Raw genomic sequence first — 21217 nt, 5'->3', positions numbered from 1 at the left:
ACCGCGCCCGCTACTGCCGGCGTGTTTTCCTCCTGGCTTTATCATGCTGCCCCGATTCAATCTGCTGAGAACGCGAACCGATGACTTCCACGCGCCTTGAAATCACCCGTCCCGACGACTGGCACCTGCACCTGCGCGACGGGGATGCACTGGGTTCGGTGATCGGCCATACCGCGCAGCGGTTCGCGCGGGCCATCGTCATGCCCAACCTCAAGCCGCCGGTGACCACGGTGGCCCAGGCCGAGGATTACCGCGCCCGGATCATGACTGCGCTGCCGCCGGGCGCGCGCTTCCAGCCGCTGATGACGCTGTACCTGACCGAGGACACGCCGGTGGAGGAAATCGCGCGGGCAAAGGACAGCGGCAGCGTGTTCGCGGTGAAGTACTACCCGGCCGGAGCGACCACCAACTCGCAGTCCGGCGTGCGCGAGCTGTCGCGGGTGTATCCGGTGATCGAGGCGATGGCGCGCCACCAGTTGCCGCTGCTGCTGCACGGCGAGGTCACCGATGCCCAGATCGACATCTTCGATCGCGAACGCGTGTTCATCGAGCGCCACCTGATGCCGCTGCGCGAGCGCTTCCCGGAGCTGCGCATGGTGCTGGAGCACATCACCACCCGCGATGCGGTCGACTTCGTGCGCGCCGCGCCGGCCAACGTGGGGGCGACGATCACCGCGCACCATCTGCTGCTCAATCGCAACGCCCTGTTCCAGGGCGGCATTCGCCCGCACAATTTCTGCGCACCGATTCTCAAGCGCGAAACGCACCGTGCCGCGCTGCTGCAGGCGGCGACCAACGGCGATGCGCACTTCTTCCTGGGTACCGACAGCGCACCGCATATCCGTGCCGCGAAGGAGTCCGACTGCGGCTGTGCCGGCGTCTACACCGCGCATGCCGCGATCGAGCTGTATGCCGAGGCGTTCGAGCAGGCCGGCAAGCTGGACCAGCTGGAAGCCTTTGCCAGTTTCCATGGCGCGGACTTCTACCGCCTGCCGCGCAACCAGGATCGCATCGTGCTGGAACGCACGGCCTGGACCGTGCCGGAGGAATACCCGCTGGCCGGTGCGACCTGCAAGCCGATGCGTGCCGGCGAATCCATTGCGTGGTCGGTGGTGGGGCACACGGCGCACTGACCCGTCGGGGCATCCGCGGGTGATCGTCCTTGCCCGCAAAAAGCACAGCCGCGCCGGTCGGATGTCCGGGTGAGCGTGCATGATGGCGATGAGGGGTTCCGCGGTATCTCGTCCTGATCATGCATCCTGGCCGTGTGCCGGGGCGGAGGTGTGTCATGAAGCGTTGGGTCATTGTGGTTTGTCTGCTGGCCATGGGCGGCATCGCCCATGCGGCGGGTAGTGCCTGGCAACCGTCGGCCGGGCATGTGCAGATACCGATCTGGCCGGGCACGCCACCGGATGCGCACCGCATGCCCGGCCCCGAGTACAGCAAGACCGGACACAAGCTCTATGGCGGTCGCCCGATCACCGGCGTCTACAACGTCGCACGTCCCACCATGACGGTTTATGCACCCAGCGGCCGGAACACCGGCGCTGCGGTCGTGGTGTTTCCGGGTGGCGGGTTCGCGGGGCTGGCGATCGATCTGGAAGGCACCGAGGTGTGCGACTGGCTGACCTCCGAGGGCATCACCTGCGTGCTGCTGAAGTACCGCGTGCCCAGCGTGCCCTACGACTGGCACTGCAAGTGCCGGCCCGACGATTTCGCCGTGTCGCTGCCTTCGCTGCAGGATGCGCAGCGGACCTTGCGACTGGTGCGCTCCCATGCCGCGAAGTGGCGCATCGATCCGCACAAGGTCGGGGTGATCGGCTTTTCGGCCGGCGGCTTCCTGGTCGCGGAAACCAGCACCCTGTTCAAGCGTCGTTTTTATCCGCCGGTGGATGCGGCGGACCGGCAAAGCGATCGCCCGGATTTCGCGATGGCGATCTATCCGGGGCATCTGGCCAGTGATGCGGACAAGCTCAATCCGAATGTGCCGGTCTCGCGTGGCACACCGCCCACCTTCCTGGTGCAGGCGGAAGACGACTACGTCGACGGCGTGAACCAGGCGCTGGTCTATTACATGGCACTGGCCAAGGCACACGTGCCGGCGGAGATGCATCTGTATGCGCATGGCGGACACGCCTTCGGCCTGCGCCGTACGCGGCTCCCGATTACCGGTTGGCCGAAGCTCGCCGATGCGTGGATGCGCCGGATCGGGGTGATTCCCGATGCACGGCGGTGATGAGCTGCCAGCGGCGGAACCCGCCAGGGCGAAGCGTCAGCTCCGGCGCTTCGGTCCGGTCAGCCTGATCTGATAGAGCTTAGGCCAGCATTTGCCAGTGACGAACAGGCGGTCGTGCTTCGCATCGTAGGCGATGCCGTTGAGCACGTCGTTGACCGGGTCGGCCAGCGTGTCGGGCTTGGGTGCGAGGCCGGTCAGGTCGATCCAGCCGACCACCTTGCCCGTGGCCGGGTCGATGCGTGCGATGCGGTTGGTCAGCCATACATTGGCGAAGATCTGGCCTTTCACCCACTCCAGTTCGTTGATGTTCTGCAGTGGCTTGCCGTTGGCGGTGACCTTGATGCTGCCGACCTGTTTCAGCGTGTTCGGGTCGAGCCGGCGGATCACCGGCGTGCCGTCGCTCATGTACAGGTAGCTGCCGTCGCTGGTGAGCGCCCAGCCCTCGCCGGGATACGGAAAGCGCGCCAGCGGTTTCAGCGTGGCGAGGTCGTAGATGAAGCCCTGGTGGCTGCGCCAGGTCAGCTGGATCAGCCGGTTCTGCCATACCGCGATTCCCTCGCCGTAGTCGGGCCAGGGCGTGCTGGTTTTCTGCAGCACCTTGCCGGTGTCCAGGTCCACCTTGCGCACGGTGGATTCACCGACCTGGCCGGTGCTTTCGTACAGGTACCCGTGCAGGTAGAGCAGCCCCTCGGTATAGGCCTTCGGGTCGTGCGGGTAGGCGTGCACCACGGTGTAGCCGTAGACCGGAATGGACTCGTGAGCCGTGGCGCATGGCGCGGTGGCGACGACGAGCAGGGCGAGCAGAGCGTAGATGGCTTTCATGGGCGCCGATGATCCCACGGTTGGGGTCCGGATGTGAGTCGTGTTGCGGGTCGTGGTTCATGTATGGCCGGTGCGTGGAATAATCAGCCTCAGACTGAAGGAGGCTGATCGGGCGTGAACGGACATCATTTCCTGGAGACGGCGGTGGTACTGCTGCTGGCAGCAGTGATCGCGGTGCCGCTGACCAAGCGCTTCCGGCTGGGCTCGGTGCTGGGCTACCTGCTGGCTGGCGTGGTGATCGGGCCGTCGGTGCTACGCCTGGTGGGTAATGTGGACGGCATTGCGTCGATTTCCGAATTCGGCGTCGTGCTGATGCTGTTCGTGATCGGCCTGGAGCTGTCGCCACAGCGGTTGTGGGTGATGCGCCGCTCGGTGTTCGGCACCGGCCTGTTGCAGGTGGTGGCCAGCAGCGTGGTGATCGGCGCGGTCGCATGGGCGCTGTTCGGGCTGCCCGGGCGCGCGGCGGTGATCATCGGCGGTAGTCTGGCGCTGTCGTCCACGGCGTTCGGCCTGCAGATTCTCGCCGAGCGCAAGGAGGCCGGTTCGGCCTATGGCCGGCAGGCCTTCGCGATCCTGCTGTTCCAGGACCTGGCTGCGATTCCGCTGATCGCGGCCATACCGCTGCTGGCGGGATCCTCGACGCACCATGGGTTCGATCTGGCAGCGGCACTGCGCACGGTCGGGGTGATCGTCGCGGTGGTGGTCGGCGGCCGTTACCTGTTGCGCCCGGTGTTCCGCTTCGTGGCCAAGGCCGATACGGTGGAAGTGTCCACGGCCACGGCGCTGCTGGTGGTGATGGGGGTGGCGCTGCTGATGGAGCTGGCCGGCGTGTCGGTGACCCTGGGTGCCTTCCTCGCTGGCATGCTGCTGGCCGATTCGGAATATCGCCATGAACTGGAATCGCACATCGAACCGTTCAAGGGGCTGCTGCTCGGCATGTTCTTCGTCAGCGTGGGCATGTCGATGCAGGTCGGCCTGCTGCTGAAGATTCCGCTGCAGGTGCTCGGACTCACGGCCCTGCTGATGCTGGTCAAGGGCGTGCTGCTGTGGCCGCTGGGGCGGATGGTGGGCGGGCTGGAACGTCGCGATGCGCTGCGCCTGGCGGTGTTGCTGGCCAGCGGCGGCGAGTTCGCCTTCGTGACCCTCAAGCTGGCTCGCGCGCAGGGGCTGCTCGCTCCCCAGCAGGACGGCGTGCTGGTACTGGCGATCACCCTGTCGATGGGATTGACGCCGTTGCTGGTGGCCCTGCTGGCGAAGCTGCTCGGCAACGACAAGGCAAAGAAGCCGGCGCGCGCCTACGACACCATCGAAACCGGGGCGCCGCGCGTGATCATTGCCGGTTTCGGTCGCATGGGTCAGGTGGTGGGCCGTATCCTGCGTGCCGAGGGCATTCCGTTCGTGGCGCTGGACCACTCCATCGAGCAGATGGACATGGTGCGCCGTTTCGGCAACTGGAACGACATCTTCTACGGCGACCCGGCCCGGCCGGAGCTGCTGCGCGCCGCACAGGCCGACAAGGCCGAGGTTTTCGTGCTGGCCAACGACGATCCCGAGGCGAACCTGCGCGTGGCCCGCGTGGTCAAGCGCATGTATCCGCACCTGAAGATCGTGGCGCGCGCGCGCAATCGCCAGCACGTCTGGCGACTGATGGACATGGGCATCGACGAGCCGGTGCGCGAGACCCTGTATTCCAGCCTGAAGATGACCAAGATGGCCCTGGTCGCGCTGGGCATGTCGTCCGAGCGTGCCATCGACCGGGTGGAGCGCTTCCGCCGGCAGGATGCCGAACTGATCAAGACGCAATACCTGGTCTACGACGACGAGGCCAAGCTGATGCAGACGACGCGCGAAGCGCTGTCCGAACTCGAAAAGCTGTTCGAGGCCGATGCGTCGCCCGAATCGGAAAAGCTGCGCGAACAGGATGCCGGTCGTCCGCTGACCGACGAAAGCTGAGCGCGAAGTCCGGGCGGCGTCGCTGCCGCGCGCCCGGATCGATGGGGCTTACTCCGCCGGCTGTGCCGGCTGGCGCAGGGTCTGCCGCACGCTGGGAATCGCGCCGGTGCCGCTGCGTGGTGCCAGTTCGTGGGCGATGTCGACATAACCCAGCTGACGCGCCACATCGGCGGCGGTGCGACCGAATGCATCGGCGGCATTGCGGTCGGTGCCACGCGAGAGCAGTACCCGTGCCGGCGGCAGCAGGGCGTGCATGGCGCAGGCGTGCAGAGCGGTGACGCCGCGCTGGTCGGCGTGCTCGATCTGGGCACCGGCGTCCAGCAGCACCGGCAGCAGCGCGCCGATATGGGTGGCGTCGCAATCACTGCCCGGTCGCATGTGCGCGCCCAGCAACAACAACAGTGGAGTCTTGCCTTCCTGGTCGGCGCGGTTTACCTCGGCCTTGTGCTTCAGCAGCACATCGAACAGGCGGCGGGCGCGCAGGCTGTCGTTATGTTCGAAGCCGAACTGCGCGGCGGCGTGCAGGGCATCGCGTCCGCGCGAGTCCGTCGCGCCGAGTTCCGCACCGGCGCCGAGCAGGCGTTCGATGACGTCGGCATGGCCCATGGCGGCGGCAATCATCAGGGCGGTGGCCTCGCCGGGAAGCCGCTGATCGACCGGTGCGCCGCGTTCGAGCAGCAGCGAAACCAGTCCTTCACGGTGGGCGCCGACAGCGGCGGCTAGCGGCGTCATGCCGTTGCTGGTGGCCAGTCCGGCATCGGCGCCGGCATCCAGCAGGCGTGCCGCGATCTCGTGGTGGCCGGCGCCGCATGCATGAAGCAGGGCACTGGCACCATGCGCGTCGCGGGTGTCCACGGCAAAGCCGAGCTCGAGCAGGCGCTCCACCGCGGTGACCGCTCCGATCTTGGCGGCGGCCGGCAGGTCGGCGGCGCGCAGGGGACGGTTGGGGCGCGACCACTCGCCCCAATCGAGCCAGCGCTCGATCTCGGGGTGTTCCAGTGCCAGTCCAAGCGGGGTTTCGCCATGGGCGTCCATCGCCTCGGCATCGGCACCGTGGGCGACCAGCTCGCGCACCAGCGGCAGCGCCTGCGCGCCATGCCCCAGCGCCGCGAACAGCGGCGTGCGACCGCTGGCATCGCGCACGTTCGGATTGCAGCCGCGCATCAGCAGGGTATGCAGCAGCGGCAGCAGGCCGGTTTCCGCAGCCAGGTGCAGCGGTGTGCGCCCCTGGACGTCGGGGCCGAACGGATCAGCACCGCGTTCCAGCATCGCCAGCGGCAGCGCGGCGCCTTGTGCGGAGCCCTGCAGATGGTTCAGGGCGAGCGCGAGCAGGTCGGCGCCAGCGGGCGTTGCGCCGGCGGCCATCAGGTCCTCCACCGCTTCGGTCGATGCGGGCAGGCGCGACAGCAGGGCGTCGAACAGACGCAGGCCGGCTGGGGTGACCGGTGTTGTCTCGTCGTCGGCCGGTACTGCGGACGCGCCGGTTGCCAGACGGGCTTCCGCGTCCAGGCCGTGGTCGAGCAGCCAGCGGCGCGCGGTGCTCAGGCCTGCATCGGACAGGTCGAGGTACAGCTGCGCGCGCTCGGCCTGGGACCACTCGCGCACGCGGGTGGCAAAGCTGGACACGACGGCCCAGTGGCCGAAGCGCAATGCGTCGAGCAGGTGTGCCGGGGTATCGGCACCTTCGGTGAGCAGGGTGTCCGGCTCAAGGGTGGAGGGCAGCGGTGTGTCGGGGTCGAGCAGGGCGACCAGGTCCCAGCGGCCGGCGGCAGCGGCATGGTCGAGTGCGCTGCGGCCATCGCTGCCGGGTGTTTTCGGCTCGGCCCCAAGGGCCAGCAGTGCGCGCACGGTATCCGCGTGTGCGTGTGGCGACTGGCAGGCCAGGGTGAGTGCGTCACGACCGTGCTTGTCGCGTGCGCGAGCATCGGGCTGCGCCTCGGCGAGCAGCTGCATGATGCCCGGGACACCGGTGCGGGCAGCCTCCATCAGTGCGGTGCTGCCATGCCGGTCGGCCAGGTTCACGTCGGCATGGGCGGCATGCAGGGCCCGCACGATCTGTTCATGGCCTTCGGCGGCGGCGGTCATCAGCGCGCTGCGGTGGTCGGCATCCACGGTGTTGACGGAGGCGCGATGCTTGAGCAGCAGCTTCACGCCTTCTGGATCGTCGTCGGCAATGCCGGCGGCGGCCACGAGGGCGGGCTCGCCGCTGCTGGGGGCCGGCTTGGCGCCGCGCTCCAGCAGGAATTTCGCCAGCGGCCAGTTGGCGGCCCGGCAGGCGACGGCCAGCGGACTGAGGCCGGCCTGGTTGAGCGCGTCCACCGGTGCCGCAGCATCCAGCAGCATCGCGGCGACGATCGGTTCCTCGCTGAGCACGGCGCCGTGCAGCGGGGTGTTGCCTTCGGCGTCGGTGGTCAGCGGGCTGGCGCCGTTCGCGAGCAGGGTCATCACCGCGTCGGCACGTCCGGCGCGGCTGTCACGGGTGGCCGCCAGCAGTGGCGTGAGTCCGCCACTGGCACGGTTGAGGTCGGCGCCGCGGGTAATCAGTGCGCGCAGCAGACGGGTGTCCGGCAGCAGCGCCGCCAGCATCAGTACCGGGCGCTGGTCACGGTCGCCCGGGAGCGGGGCGGCATCGGGCGATGCGCCGGCGTCGAGCAGGGCAAGCGCGCGTTCGATATCGCCGGCGCGGGCAGCGGCAAGCAGGGCGGCGGCCTGCTCCGGGGTGCCGGCGGCGCGTTCCTCGTCGCTCAGGGCGACGGGCGCGGGTTCGGCGGCTTGCGCCTGCTGTCGATGCGCCTGTGCGCGATGGGCCTGGCGTCCCTCGCACAGCAGCGCGCGCAGCGTGCGGTTGGCCACGATCAGGCAGCCCAGCGGCATGATGACGATGGCGTACACGGCCAGCGCCGCGGTACGCAGTTCTGCCGGCAGCACGCCGTAAAGCCCGCTCAGCGCGATGGCGGTGAAGGCCATCACCAGCAGCGACAGCGCGGCAGGCAGGAAGTGGCTGAAAAAGCGTTCCTCGCGCGACAGGTGGCGTCCGAACGCGATGCTGCGGGCGGTGGCGGTGAAGATCCACGAGCCTTCATGCTGCCCCTGGGCCGGGTACGCGTCGTCCCACACGAACACCAGGCCGAATGCGGGCCACAACCGCCACTGCACGGCCAGCGCGACAACTAGCACGGCGGCCAGCACGACGGTCGCTCCCAGGCTGTGCTGCTGGCTCAGCCACAGCATCGGCCAAGCGACGAGCAGGAATACCAGCGCCGCGTAGGTGGTGAACATCACCAGATGGGCCGCGCCACGACGCAGCACGGTCCGCCCGAAATGGGGCTCGGGATCGAATCCGATGGCATGGCAGACGGCGGCCATGGTCAGCGTGTTGGCCAGCAGCAGAGGAATGAGCGCAAGGGGATGTGCGCCGATGGCGGCGATCGCGACAGCGATCAACCCGGGCACGAACCATGCGAGCGAAGACAACAAGGGCGCCGGGCGCCGGTGCGATTTGGAAGGAGGCATGACGGCGAGTATAGAAAGCGTTGCAACAACAGACGGTAATCCTTTGTTAACAAGAAACCATCATTCGTCGCGGCGATCCGTCGGTCCGGTCTGGTAAGGCAGATGGTTGGCTGTCGCCAGGGTGGCGTTCGGTGGCAATTGCAGGTGCCAGCCCTGGGTGCGCAGGTGCTCGATCACTACACTCACGTCTTCGTGCGGCAGACGACGTTCGCCGGTCAGCTCGACTTCCAGCGCGAAGCGCAGTTCGCCCAGCATCAATGCCAGCGAGGCCGGGATCACGTCGAACTGGTCGCGTCGGGCAAGCCACAGATAGGTATCGGCCTTGCGCAGGCTGGCGTAGACATAACTGTGCATGGCGGCATCCGCGAGTGGGGTGACCTGGGTGGAAGGGTAGCAGTCTGTACGTCTGTCGTTTGCTGCAACCGCACTTGCATGCCCTCGCTGGAGTCGGCAGAGTGCCGCCCACGGGGATCAAACGCGCGTATGAATCAATGCGCAGCAAGTATCCTTGCTTTATACCAAGTCGCCCAACGATCTGCAGGAGCACGCGATGTACAAGTCTTTCGGTCCTATCACCGGTGCGGCGCGGCCGCTCGCGCTGGCCGCCCTGAGCCTGGCTGTTGCCGCGGGCCTTGGTGTGCCGATGAGCGCGCATGCCAGCGCGTTCCAGCTGAAGGAAGACAGCGCCAAGGCCATGGGCCGCGCCTATGCGGGCTCGGCCACGGCGGGCGACGACGTCTCGGTCGTGGCAAACAATCCCGCGGCCATGTCCGAGCTGCACGGCACCTATTTCCAGGCCGATGTCACGGCCATCAATTTCAGTGCCAAGTTCAGCGGTACGGCGCACGATGCGGCAGGCAACCCGATCAGCGGCGGCAACGGCGGCGACGCCGGTACCACGCTGCCGGTGCCGGCCTTCTTCATCGCCACCCAGGTTGGCCAGCGCTGGCATATCGGTGCGGGCCTCAGCGTGCCGTTCGGTTTCCAGACCGAGTACGACCGCAACTGGGTCGGCCGCTACAACGCGATCAAGACCAAGCTGGAATCGCTGGACGCCACGTTCTCGGCGTCCTATGACGTGACCGATACCTTCAGCCTGGGTGCCAGCCTGATCGCCCAGCGCACCAGCGCCGAGCTGTCTTCGGCGATCAACTACAACATGGTCGGCCAGGGTCTGGTCCAGCAGGGTGTGGCCGCGGGCCTGATTCCCGCTGCGCAGGCGTCTGCGCTGGCGCAGCAGATCGGTGCGCTTGTACCGGCGGGCAGCGACGGCTATGCCGACATCAAGGGCAACGACTGGGGCTACGGCTGGCAGCTCGGTGGCCTGTGGAGGCTGACCCCGAACGACCGTTTTGCACTCGACTACCACTCGAAGATCACGCACAAGCTGAGCGGCTCGGCAAATTTCACCGTGCCCGACAACGTGGCCTACCTGCTCAGCACGCCGACGGTGGCAGCGCTGCTCAATGGCGCGGTACCGTTCCAGCACACCACCGGTACGGCCAACCTGACCACGCCGGCCACGGCCACGGCCAGCTACTGGCACCAGGCCCAGAAGTTCGGCATCGGCATCGACCTGTCCTGGACCCAGTGGAACGTGTTCAAGCAGCTGGTGGTGCACTATGCCAATGCGGCGCAGCCGACCACGGTCGAGCCGTTCAACTGGCACAACACCTGGTACGCCTCGATCGGTGGCGACTACTACCTCACCAACAAGCTGACCCTGCGTGGCGGCCTGGCTGTGGACACCACCCCGACCCGTGCCAGCAACCGCGACCCGCGCGTACCCGATTCCACCCGCCAGTTTGTCACCGTGGGTATCGGCTACAAGGCCAACCAGCACTTCGAGATCGATGCCTCGTTCGCGCACATTTTCGTGAATGCGGCGCACCTCGACGGTTCGTCCAGTTCCACCGGGGATGTGCTCACCGGCAGCTACAACGACTACGGCAACCTGTTCAGCCTGTCGGCGCAATACAAGTTCTGATCGCTACGGCGAACGGATTCTTGCGCAAAAACCTCCCCGTTCGCGGGGAGGTTTTTTTGTGCATGGCGTTTGACCGGACGCGCCGGGCCGCGTGGATGCCTGACTGGTGCGCCGGGATCAATCGCGCCCGAGCAGCCATCCCAGCATCTGCCGGAAGCGTGCGCCATACGGCGGGTTGAGCAGTCCCGCGCCGTTGAAGCGCGCCTGCCGGAACACCGGCTTGATATGTGAGAAAGTGCGGAACCCGGCTTCGCCGTGGTAACCGCCCATGCCCGACGAGCCCACGCCGCCGAACGGCAGGCGGTGCTGGGCGATGTGATAGAGCGTGTCGTTCACGCTGACGCCGCCGGCGTGGGTGCGCGAGAGCACTGTGTCGATGCGGGTCCGGTCGGTCTCGAACAGGTACAGCGCCAAAGGATGCGGGTGGGCAGCGACATAGGCGATCGCCTCATCCAGGCTGTCATAGGGAACCAGCGGTAGCAGCGGGCCGAAGATCTCTTCCTGCATCACCGTCATGTCGTCATGCACGTCGGCAAGCAGCATCGGCGGCAGCAGGCGGCGGTCGGCGTCGCGTGCGGCATCGGTCAGTGCGACGCTGCGCGCGCCGGCTGCCACGGCCTGGTCGTGAAGTCCGGCCAGGCGTTCGAAATGCCGGTCGGTGGCGATGCTGGCGTACTGCGGGTTGCGCGCCATGTCGGGATAGAGCCTGGCCACTGCGGCCCGGGCAAGGGTCGTGAAGGCTTCGACCTGTCCGCGCGGCAGCAGCACGTAGTCGGGCGCGATGCAGGTCTGCCCGGCATTCACCAGCTTGCCGAACAGGATGCGCTCGACGGCGTGATCGAGGCGTGCCCCGGGCCCCACGATGACGGGCGACTTGCCGCCCAGCTCCAGCGTCACCGGGGTGAGATGGTCGGCGGCGGCGCGCATCACGTGGTGACCAACGGCGGTCGAGCCGGTGAACAGCAGGTGGTCGAACGGCAGTGCGGCAAAGGCCTGTGCCACGTCGGCGTCACCGGTGATGACCTGCACTTCGTCGGGCTGGAAGCAGCCTGCCGCCAGCTCCGCGAACAGCGCGGAAAAGCGTGGGGTGTATTCGCTCATTTTCACCATGGCGCGGTTGCCGGCGGCCAGGGCGTCGACCAGCGGGCCGACCGCCAGGTAAAGCGGGTAGTTCCACGGCACGATGATGCCGACCACGCCGCGCGGTTGCGGGCGCAGTTCGGTGCGCGCGGGCAGGAACAACCAGTCGGCGAGATGCCGTCGCGGCTTCATCCAGCGCTTGCCATGGCGCAGTGCGTGACGGATCGCCGAGATGCTCGGAAACAGCTCGAGCAGTTCGGTTTCCTCGGCCGGACGTTGGCCGAAATCCGCATGGATGGCGTCGATGATCTGCTTGCGATGCCGCAGCAGCAGTGCCTCGAGTTGCCGCAGGCGCTGCGCGCGGACCGGCCAGTCGGGCATCGGCGCACGGGACTGCGCATTACGCAGGTGCTGCAAGGTGTCGGAAAGCTCGGTTGTGCGTGCGGATGGCATGGTCGGGTGGCACCACGATGCGAAGGCACGATGGTGACACAGGACGCGTGCAGGTATGTCGGCGGAGCGCCTTGCTCAGGTGCTCCGCCACAGCGTTGCCTCAGCGCATGCCGCCGCTGGCGTAGAGCTTCTCGCCGGTGAGCCAGCCGGCATCGTCGGAGGCCAGGAATACCGCTATCGCGGCGATGTCACGTGGCTGGCCGGTGCGGCCAAGCGGCGTTTCCGCCACCGCGCCGTGGTGAAAGTCGGAGCCGATGAAGCCGGCGCTGTGGGTGCCCTCGGTTTCCACCAGGCCAGGGTTGAGCGCATTGACGCGGATGCCGCGCGGCCCAAGCTCCCGGGCGAGCGCGCCGGTGATGCCTTCCACCGCTGCCTTGGTGGCCGAGTACACCGCCGAGCCGGGCGGCGTGATGCGGCTGACCAGCGAGCCGATGTTGATGATGCTGCCGCCCTGGCCGAGATATTTCGCAGCCGCCTGGGTGGTCTGCAGCAGGCCCAGCACGTTGACGTCGAACTGCTTGCGGTAGTGCTGCTCGGTGATCTCTTCGATCGGCGCGAACTCGTAGACGCCGGCGTTGTTGACCAGGATGTCGAGCCGGCCGAACTGTTCGACTGTCTGCGCGACGATGGCTTGCGCTCCGGCGGCGTCGGCAACGCTGCCCTGCACGGCGAATGCCTTGCCACCGGCCTGGACGATCTCGGCGACGACGGCATCGGCGCCGGTTTTGTCGGATGCATAATTCACCGCGATCGCCGCGCCTTCGGCGGCCAGTGCCCTGGCGATGGCTGCGCCGATGCCTTTGGAGGCGCCGGTGACGAGAGCGGTCTTGCCCTGGAGCTTGTTCATGGGGTGTTTCCTGCGTGGGATGACGTGGGCGAACTGGGTTCTTTACTGCTGTAGTTCAAGATATATGAACTATGGAGCCTGCATTCAAGGGGCGAGTAAAATGACCTCATGCGTCCACTGTTTCATCCAGCGATCGACGACATCACGGTGGAGGGCATCCTCCATGCGCTGTCCGATCCCGTGCGGGTCTCCATCTACGCCAAGCTGGCGGCGCTGGACGGTGCGGCGACCTGCACGGCCTTGCAGCAGGTGTCTGACCGCACCATTCCCAAGTCATCCCTGTCGCAGCACTTCAAGGTGCTGCGCGACGCTGGCCTGATCCACAGCGAGCGCGCCGGTGTGGAAATGCGCAGCACCACGCGATGCAAGGAAATCGAGCAGCGCTTCCCCGGTCTGATTCCCGCCATTCTGGCGGCGCACCGGGTGCAGTCGACGCAGGCGTCGCCGTCACGCCGGACCACCCGCAAGACGGTGGCGGGTGCCGCGAATGCGAAAAAGCGGACCGGCGGTCGCTGACTGCCGGTCGGGATCGCGAAGCAGTCCGCAACGCATGTCTTCCGTGTCGTGGCGGGCCGTCAGAATGACCCGCCACGGAAACCGTGCTTATTCGCCGATGGTGAGCAGCGAGGCGTTGCCGCCCGCGGCGGTGGTGTTGATGGTCAGCGTGCGTTCGCCGGCGAAACGCAGCAGGTAGTGCGGGCCGCCTGCCTTCGGACCGGTACCCGACAGGGCTTCGCCGCCGAACGGCTGCACGCCCACCACGGCGCCGATCTGGTTGCGGTTGACGTAGCAGTTGCCCACGCGCGCGTGGCTGTGGATGTATTCCACCGTGTCGTCGATGCGGCTGTGCACACCCAGGGTCAGGCCGTAACCGGTCGCGTTGATCTGCTCGACGACCTTGGGCAGATCCTCGCCGTTCCAGCGGATCACGTGCAGCACCGGGCCGAACACTTCGCGCTTGAGCACGTCCAGCGAAGGGATTTCATAGGCACGCGGGGCGAAGAAGGTGCCGTGGGCGGCCACGTCGGCGTCGATCGACGCCTCGGCGATCAGCTTCGCTTCTTTGTCCATGCGTGCGGCGTGGTCGACCAGGATCTGCCGGGCGTCCTCGTCGATCACCGGGCCCACGTCGGTGCTGAGCTGGCCAGGGTCGCCCACCTTGAGCTCGGCCATCGCACCGGCCAGCATGCCGATGACCTTGTCGGCGATGTCCTGCTGCACGAACAGCACGCGCGAGGCCGAGCAGCGCTGTCCGGCCGACTGGAAGGCCGAGGCGACCACGTCCTTGACGATCTGTTCGGGCAGGGCGGACGAGTCGGCGATCATCGCGTTCTGCCCGCCGGTCTCGGCGATCAGGGCGGCGATCGGCGCGTTGCGCGCGGCCAGGGCGCGGTTGATCGCCCAGGCGGTGTCGGTGGAGCCGGTGAAGGCCACACCGGCCACGCGCGGGTCGCGGGTCAGGGCGACGCCGACCACGGCGCCGTCGCCGGGCACGTACTGCAGCACGTTCTGCGGGACGCCGGCCTCGTGCAGCAGCTTCACCGCGGCATAGCCGATCAGCGAGGTCTGCTCGGCGGGCTTGGCGATCACGCTGTTGCCGGCAGCCAGCGCTGCGCTGACCTGGCCCACGAAGATCGCCAGCGGGAAGTTCCACGGGCTGATGCAGACGAATGCGCCGCGACCGTTGAGGAACAGCTGGTTGGTCTCGCCGGTGGGGCCGGGCAGCTGTTCGGGCTGGCCGAACAGGCGCCGCGCCATGGCGGCGTAGTAGCGCAGGAAGTCGGCAGCCTCGCGGATCTCGGCGATGGCGTCGGGCAGGCTCTTGCCGGCCTCGCGCACGCACAGCGCGATGAATTCGCCGCGGCGTGCCTCGAGCTGGTCGGCGGCATGTTCGAGGATCGCGGCACGGCTGGCGGCGGGCAGGCGGTCCCAGTCGGGCTGGGCCGCCACGGCATTGGCCAGGGCGATGTCGACGGTCGCAGCGTCGGCGCTGGTGTAGCTGCCCACGTGCTGGCGACGATCGGCCGGGTTGGTCACCTGGATCACCGGGCCGGCGGGCTGGGCACCGGGCACCAGCGGCGCGGCGGTCCAGGTACCGCTGTTGGCGTTGACGGCCTCGGCGAGGGCCTTCAGTTCGTTGTCGTTGGAGAAGTTGACGCCCATGGAATTCTTCCGAGTTATCGAAGTGGCGTTCTGCGCAAGCACAGAATTGTCACCGTAGAGGTTGACCGGCAGCGGGATGCGCGGATGGGGGATGGAGGTGAAGCCGCGCACGGTCTCGCATGGGTCGGCGACCAGCTCGCGCACCGGCAGGCTCTCGTCCACCACGCGGTTGACGAAGCTGGTGTTGGCACCGTTCTCGAGCAGGCGGCGCACCAGGTAGGGCAGCAGGTCCTCGTGCGAGCCGACCGGTGCATACACGCGGCAGGGCACGTCCAGCTTGTCCTTGCCGATCACCTCGGCATACAGGTCGGTGCCCATGCCATGCAGGCGCTGGAACTCGAACGGCCGGCCGCGCGCGATGTGATGCACTGCGGCAATGGAATGGGCGTTGTGGGTGGCGAACTGCGGATAGATCAGGTCGCTGCCCGCATCGAACAGCTTGCGTGCGCAGGCGAGATAGGACACGTCGGTGTTCGGCTTGCGCGTGTACAGCGGATAGCCGGCCAGCCCCTGTTCCTGCGCACGCTTGATCTCGGCATCCCAGTAGGCGCCCTTGACCAGACGCACGTACCAGCGGCGTTTTGTCGCACGTGCGGTCTCGATCAGCCAGTCGATGACGAACGGCGTACGCTTCGAATACGCCTGCACCACGATGCCGAGACCGTTCCAGCCTTCGAGCGAGGGATGAGCGAATACGTCGCCAATGATGTCGAGCGAGAGTTCGAGGCGGTCCGCCTCTTCGGCATCCACGGAGAGCGCGATGCCCTGCTTCATGGCCAGTTGCGACAGCTCCAGCAGCTTCTCGGTGAGCTGGCGGCGGGCCAGCTCGCGCTTGGCTACCTCGTAGCGCGGATGCAGCGCGGACAGCTTGACCGAGATCGATGGTGCGTCGGTGTGGTTGGCGAACGGCCCGCGGGAGCCGATCGCGGCAATTGCCCGCCGATAGTCTTCCTGATAACGCTCGGCGGTCCCGGCGGTAAGCGCGGATTCGCCCAGCATGTCGTAGGAATAGCGGTAGACCGCGTTTTCCTTCTTGGCGCAGCGGTCCAGCGCCTCGCCGATGTTGCGTCCCATCACGAACTGGAAGCCCATGATGCGCATGGCCTGGCGTACGGCCAGGCGGATCGCCGGCTCACCGGCGCGGCCGACCAGCCGCCGCAGCGCGCCGGTGACGTCGTGCCGGGTTTCCTCGGCCAGGTTGACCAGACGGCCGGTGAGCATCAGACCCCAGGTGGAGGCGTTGACGAACAGCGACTCGCTCTGGCCCAGGTGCCGCTTCCAGTTGGCGTCGCCCAGCTTGTCGCGGATCAGCTTGTCGGCGGTCGCTTTGTCCGGAATGCGCAGCAGCGCTTCGGCCACGCACATCAGCAGGACGCCTTCCTCGGACGAGAGGTCGTACTGGCGCATGAAGGATTCCACCGCACTCTGATCCTTCGCTCGCACGCGCACGCGGGAGACCAGTCCGGCGGCGGTGTCGATCACCAGCTCGCGCTCGGCCGGAGGGAGGGTGGCCTGGGCGAGCAGATCGTTGACTGCTTCGGTTTCGTCGCGCAGCCAGGCGGCGGTGATGCGCACGCGGGCCGGCTCGATGGAGGTAGGGAGTTCGGGGCTGAGAATGGCTTGTGTCACGGGGGCGAAACCGAGTGGGGGTGGGGCAAATCGCGCGATTGTACGCTCAGAAAAAGCCCGCGCGCATGTGCATTCCAGCGGTCCCCTGCACGCCCCGTTTTGCGCCGGCAAGAACTCGTCGCAGATCAAGCTTCTGCGGCATTCTTGCCCGCTGCGGCGGCCCATCCTATTATCGGGTCGTTCCAGGCACGCCGGACTTCCATGATCGTGCTTCGACCAGCCGTTCCCGGCTCGCCCTGCGTGACGTTGTGGCTCCAGCCCAACCGCGCCCTGAGCCGCCGCGGTCTGCGTCGCCTGATCGGGGTCACGGTGGCACTGGTGCTGACAACGGCAGGCTTGGGGGCCTGGCAGGGGAATGTGTTTGCGCCGCTGTTCGCCTTGTTGGAGGCATGCGCTTTGGCCATTGCCTTGAGCGTGGCATGGCGCGCAGGCGATCGTGGCGAACGGATTGTGCTGGATGCTGCTTCGTTGCTGGTGCAGTCGTTGCCGACGAAGCGCAGTACGCAGTTTCAGACATATTGGGTACGTGTGCGGCTCAAGTCCGGCAACGGGCGGCGTCACCTGTTACTGTCGTCGCATGGGCGCGAGCTGGAGATCGGTGCTTTCCTCTCCGACGGGGAACGTGTCGAGCTGTCCCGGAAACTCGAGGTGCTGCTGGACAGGCTGAACGGCCGGCTGCACAGGTAAGTCCAACACAAGGTGCAAGACATGACATCTGGCGGCATCAGGCAGCACAGCTCAAAGCACGTGATTGCGGTGGTGATGGCAGGTATGTTCGCGCTGGCGGCCGGGTCGCTCCGGGCCAACCCGGTGCCCTGGCAGATGAACATGACCAAGGGCGTGACCACCTACTCGCGGATCCCCTATGACCTGAACATGATCTCGCTGTCGGTGTGCACGGTCATCGGCGTGCTGGTCTTTGGCGCGATGTTCGTCGCCATGTTCCGCTTCCGCAGGTCGCGTGGCGCGGTGGCGGAGAAGTGGTCCCACAACACCATGGTCGAGATCATCTGGACGACGATTCCGGTGATCATCCTGGTCTGCCTGGCGTGGCTGTCCACCGAAGGTATGCGCAAGTTCTACGACCTGAGCGGCTCGCAGATGACCATCAAGGTCACCGGCTACCAGTGGAAATGGCGCTACGACTACCTCGACTACCAGGGCAAGCCGATCTCCCACGTCGGCTTCATGTCCAAGCTGGACGAGCTCAGCAACGAGACCCGGCAGCTGGATTCCGGCCTCGATCCGTACGCGGTGAAGACCAACGGCTACAACACCTATCTGCTCAATGTCGATCACCCGCTGGTGGTGCCGATCCATACCAAGATCCGCTTCCTGATCGGCTCGGGCGACGTGATCCACGCGTGGTTCGTGCCCGCCTTCGGCTGGCAGATGGATGCCATCCCCGGGATGATCAACACGGCATGGGCCAACATCACCAAGCCGGGTGTCTATCGCGGTCAGTGCGCCTACCTTTGTGGCCAGGACCATGCCTTCATGCCGATCGTTGTGAAGGCGGTGTCGAGGAAGGACTTCGCCAAGTGGCTGGCAGCCAAGGAGAAGGCCGCGGCGCCGTCGCCGGCCGCCAGCGCCGCCACACCGGAGGCAGCGCAGGTCTCATCGCCGCAACCAGCCGGTCAGGGTTGATCTTCCGCTATTTCGAGACGTTTCCACGCGAACGAATCACAGGTAGAGGTGCAAGGCCATGGCCCACGAAGCCACCCACGATCATCACGATGAGCACCACGGCGCGCCAAAAGGCTTCTTCCAACGCTGGGTGATGTCCACCAACCACAAGGACATCGGCACCCTGTACCTGGTTTTCGCGCTGCTGATGTTCTTCATCGGCGGCAGCTTCGCGATGGTGATCCGCGCCGAGCTGTTCAAACCTGGGCTGCAACTGGTGCAGCCTTATTTCTTCAACGAGATGATCACCATGCATGCGCTGGTGATGATCTTCGGCGCGATCATGCCGGCCTTCGTCGGCCTCGGTAACTGGATGATCCCGCTGATGGTCGGCGCGCCGGACATGGCGCTGCCGCGCATGAACAACCTGTCGTTCTGGATACTGCCGTTCGCCTTCACGCTGCTGCTCTCCACCCTGTTTCTTCCCGGCGGCAGCGAGGCCAGCGGCTGGACCCTCTATGCACCGCTGTCGCTGCAGAGCAATGCCTTGTCCTACACGGTGTTCGCGATCCACCTGATGGGCATCAGCTCGATCATGGGCGCGATCAACATCATCGCGACCATCCTCAACATGCGTGCCCCCGGCATGGATCTGCTGAAGATGCCGGTGTTCGTGTGGACCTGGCTGATCACGGCCTTCCTGCTGATCGCCGTGATGCCGGTGCTGGCCGGTGCGGTGACCATGCTGCTCACCGACAAGTATTTCGGCACCAACTTCTTCAATGCGGCCGGCGGCGGCGATCCGCTGCTGTACCAGCACATCTTCTGGTTCTTCGGGCACCCCGAGGTGTACATCATGATCCTGCCCGCGTTCGGGATCATCTCGGAGATCATCCCGACGTTCTCGCGCAAGCCGCTGTTCGGCTACAAGGCGATGGTGATGGCCACCGCCTCGATCGCCTTCCTGTCGTTCATCGTCTGGGCGCACCACATGTTCACGGTGGGTCTGCCGATGGGGGCGGAGATCTTCTTCATGTACTCCACCATGCTGATCGCGGTGCCGACCGGAGTGAAGGTGTTCAACTGGGTGGCGACCATGTGGGGCGGCTCGATGACTTTCGAGACACCGATGCTGTTCGCGGTGGCCTTCGTCATTCTGTTCACCATTGGCGGCTTCTCCGGCCTGATGCTGGCCCTGGTGCCGGCCGACTTCCAGTACCACGACACCTACTTCGTGGTGGCGCATTTCCACTACGTGCTGGTGACCGGCGCCGCGTTCGCGATCATTGCCGGCGTCTATTACTGGCTGCCGAAGTGGACCGGACGGATGTATTCGGAAACCTGGGCCAAGATCCACTTCTGGAACAGCGTGGTGTGGGTGAACGTGCTGTTCTTCCCGCAGCACTTCCTGGGCCTGGCCGGCATGCCAAGGCGCGTGGCCGACTACAACGTGGCCTTCGCCGACTTCAACATGATCAGCTCGATCGGCGGCTTCCTGTTCGGTGCGTCGCAGCTGATCTTCGTCGGCGTGCTGATCCACGGCGTGTTCCTGTCCAAGAAGAAGGCCACCGACCGCGTCTGGGACGGTGCCAGAGGGCTGGAATGGACGGTGCCCTCGCCGGCGCCGCACCACACGTTCGCGGTCGCGCCGATCATCCGCGACGACGAGCTCGCTCACGGGCACGTCGAGGACTGATCCGATGGACGGTTCGATGTCCGGCAAGCCCGAAAACGCTCGCGTGACGCTGAACCGGCAGGCGCTGGATCCGTCGCAGGCCGTACGTCTGCGGCGGGCGCGACGTACGGCCATGATTGCCGGGGCGGTGGCCGTGTCGTTCTTCGTGTTGTCGATTGTCCATTTGTTGTGGATCCAGCATCTGGGTCTGCGCTAACCGCATTTGCACGCCGGAACGGGCCCGGTAACCGGAAGTCACTCGCACATCCACGGGAAATCGCCATGGGTCAGCAGCAAGACATCTACTACGTACCGAGCAAGAGCCAGTGGCCGATCGTTGCGGCGGTGGTGCTCTTCCTCACGGTTTTCGGGGCGGCGCACTGGCTGAATGCCGAGCCGGGCGAGGCGGGGTTCGGCAAGACGGTGATACTGGTCGGTGCGATCGGGGTCCTGCTGATGTTCTTCGGCTGGTTCCGGTCGGTCATCCGCGAGTCGCTTGCCGGTCGCTACAACCATCAGGTGGACACGTCGTTCCGCATGGGCATGATGTGGTTCATCTTCTCCGAGGTGATGTTCTTCGGCGCCTTTTTCGGCGCGCTGTTCTACTTGCGGACCTTCTCGGTGCCCTGGCTGGGCGGACACGGGCACGGCGTGCTGACGCACGAGTACCTGTGGAGCCACTATGCCGCGTCGTGGGGTGCGGGTGGCGGCAACGGGCCCGACCACATCGGTGGCGACTTCCAGACGGTGGTGCCGTGGGGCTTGCCGCTGCTGAATACGCTGATACTGCTGAGCTCCAGCGTGACGGTCACCATTGCGCACCATGCGTTGCGCGGAGGCCACCGTGGCAAGGTGCTGGTGTTCCTGGGCGTGACCGTGCTGCTGGGTGCCTGCTTCGTGTTCAGCCAGGCCAACGAGTACATGGAAGCCTACCGCGAGCTGCACCTGACCCTGCACACCGGTGTGTATGGCGCCACCTTCTTCATGCTGACCGGCTTCCATGGCCTGCACGTGACTCTGGGCACGATCATGCTGGCGATCATCTGGCTGCGCGTACTGGCGGGCCATTTCGACAAGGAACACCATTTCGGTTTCGAGGCCGTGGCCTGGTACTGGCACTTCGTTGACGTGGTCTGGCTGGGCCTGTTCCTTTTCGTCTACGTACTCTGATTCGGCTTTGTGCCGTACGCGTCAACGTGCATCGCCCGCCGCAAGGCGGGCGATGCGTTTTGC

The 21217-nt window shown here is 66.3% G+C and carries 16 protein-coding genes; 10 read left to right on the top strand and 6 right to left on the bottom strand.

Annotation, left to right across the window (positions count from 1 at the left end; genetic code table 11):
• Window positions 1–80 precede the first annotated feature (80 nt).
• Window positions 81–1133, top strand: coding sequence for a dihydroorotase (pyrC, locus tag RA164_RS15485; RefSeq protein ID WP_329741734.1), 1053 nt, complete (start codon window positions 81–83; stop codon window positions 1131–1133).
• A gap of 155 nt (window positions 1134–1288) precedes the next feature.
• Window positions 1289–2236: an alpha/beta hydrolase gene (locus RA164_RS15480; protein WP_329741733.1), complete on the top strand. Its 948-nt coding sequence runs from the start codon at window positions 1289–1291 to the stop codon at window positions 2234–2236.
• 36 nt (window positions 2237–2272) lie between these two features.
• Here the strand turns inward: RA164_RS15480 and RA164_RS15475 are convergent, their stop codons facing one another.
• Entirely contained in the window at window positions 2273–3058 is a 786-nt protein-coding gene (locus tag RA164_RS15475; RefSeq protein WP_329741732.1) for a glutaminyl-peptide cyclotransferase, read from the bottom strand.
• Window positions 3059–3172: 114 nt separating this feature from the next.
• Here RA164_RS15475 and RA164_RS15470 point away from each other — a divergent pair, with 114 nt between their 5' ends.
• Window positions 3173–5011: a monovalent cation:proton antiporter-2 (CPA2) family protein gene (locus RA164_RS15470; RefSeq protein ID WP_329741731.1), complete on the top strand. Its 1839-nt coding sequence runs from the start codon at window positions 3173–3175 to the stop codon at window positions 5009–5011.
• A gap of 48 nt (window positions 5012–5059) precedes the next feature.
• Here RA164_RS15470 and RA164_RS15465 read toward each other — a convergent pair whose 3' ends face one another.
• The gene (locus RA164_RS15465; RefSeq protein ID WP_329741730.1) at window positions 5060–8524 is read right to left on the bottom strand and encodes an ankyrin repeat domain-containing protein; all 3465 of its coding nucleotides are present in this window, start codon (window positions 8522–8524) and stop codon (window positions 5060–5062) included.
• A 60-nt stretch (window positions 8525–8584) separates the two neighbouring features.
• Entirely contained in the window at window positions 8585–8878 is a 294-nt protein-coding gene (locus RA164_RS15460) for a YcgL domain-containing protein (RefSeq protein WP_329741729.1), read from the bottom strand.
• Between the two features lie 196 nt (window positions 8879–9074).
• On the opposite strand from RA164_RS15460, the gene RA164_RS15455 reads away from it, so the two are divergent.
• Complete coding sequence (locus RA164_RS15455) at window positions 9075–10511, top strand: OmpP1/FadL family transporter (RefSeq protein WP_329741728.1); 1437 nt, start codon at window positions 9075–9077, stop codon at window positions 10509–10511.
• Window positions 10512–10628: 117 nt separating this feature from the next.
• On the opposite strand, the gene RA164_RS15450 is transcribed toward RA164_RS15455, so the two are convergent.
• Both RA164_RS15450 and RA164_RS15445 read right to left on the bottom strand, forming a co-directional pair.
• Window positions 10629–12044 carry a coniferyl aldehyde dehydrogenase gene (locus RA164_RS15450; RefSeq protein ID WP_329741727.1) on the bottom strand — a complete coding sequence of 472 codons (1416 nt, stop codon included), beginning with the start codon at window positions 12042–12044 and terminating at the stop codon, window positions 10629–10631.
• Window positions 12045–12144: 100 nt separating this feature from the next.
• Complete coding sequence (locus RA164_RS15445) at window positions 12145–12891, bottom strand: SDR family NAD(P)-dependent oxidoreductase (RefSeq protein ID WP_329741726.1); 747 nt, start codon at window positions 12889–12891, stop codon at window positions 12145–12147.
• Window positions 12892–12999: 108 nt separating this feature from the next.
• Between RA164_RS15445 and RA164_RS15440 the strand changes: the two genes are divergently transcribed.
• Window positions 13000–13407, top strand: coding sequence for an ArsR/SmtB family transcription factor (locus RA164_RS15440; protein WP_329741725.1), 408 nt, complete (start codon window positions 13000–13002; stop codon window positions 13405–13407).
• Between the two features lie 87 nt (window positions 13408–13494).
• Here the strand turns inward: RA164_RS15440 and putA are convergent, their stop codons facing one another.
• The gene (putA, locus tag RA164_RS15435) at window positions 13495–16683 is read right to left on the bottom strand and encodes a bifunctional proline dehydrogenase/L-glutamate gamma-semialdehyde dehydrogenase PutA (RefSeq protein WP_329741724.1); all 3189 of its coding nucleotides are present in this window, start codon (window positions 16681–16683) and stop codon (window positions 13495–13497) included.
• Between the two features lie 201 nt (window positions 16684–16884).
• On the opposite strand from putA, the gene RA164_RS15430 reads away from it, so the two are divergent.
• The 5 genes from RA164_RS15430 to RA164_RS15410 all read left to right on the top strand — a co-directional run bounded on the left by RA164_RS15430 (window position 16885) and on the right by RA164_RS15410 (window position 21154).
• A complete protein-coding gene (locus tag RA164_RS15430; RefSeq protein WP_329741723.1) occupies window positions 16885–17370 on the top strand; it encodes a DUF2244 domain-containing protein in 486 nt (161 codons plus the stop codon).
• Window positions 17371–17391: 21 nt separating this feature from the next.
• Complete coding sequence (coxB, locus tag RA164_RS15425; protein WP_329741722.1) at window positions 17392–18330, top strand: cytochrome c oxidase subunit II; 939 nt, start codon at window positions 17392–17394, stop codon at window positions 18328–18330.
• 58 nt (window positions 18331–18388) lie between these two features.
• Window positions 18389–20005, top strand: a complete 1617-nt coding sequence (gene ctaD, locus RA164_RS15420) for a cytochrome c oxidase subunit I (RefSeq protein ID WP_329741721.1) — start codon at window positions 18389–18391, stop codon at window positions 20003–20005.
• 16 nt (window positions 20006–20021) lie between these two features.
• A complete protein-coding gene (locus tag RA164_RS15415; RefSeq protein WP_329741720.1) occupies window positions 20022–20201 on the top strand; it encodes a hypothetical protein in 180 nt (59 codons plus the stop codon).
• A gap of 65 nt (window positions 20202–20266) precedes the next feature.
• On the top strand, window positions 20267–21154 hold the full coding sequence (locus RA164_RS15410) for a cytochrome c oxidase subunit 3 (RefSeq protein WP_329741719.1): 888 nt from the start codon (window positions 20267–20269) through the stop codon (window positions 21152–21154).
• Window positions 21155–21217: the final 63 nt, after the last annotated feature.

It is taken from the genome of Dyella sp. A6, from assembly GCF_036320485.1.
GTDB lineage: Bacteria > Pseudomonadota > Gammaproteobacteria > Xanthomonadales > Rhodanobacteraceae > Rhodanobacter_A > Rhodanobacter_A aluminiiresistens.
The sequence above is the reverse complement of the archived record's forward strand: the minus strand, read 5'-3'. Positions and strand labels throughout refer to the sequence as shown.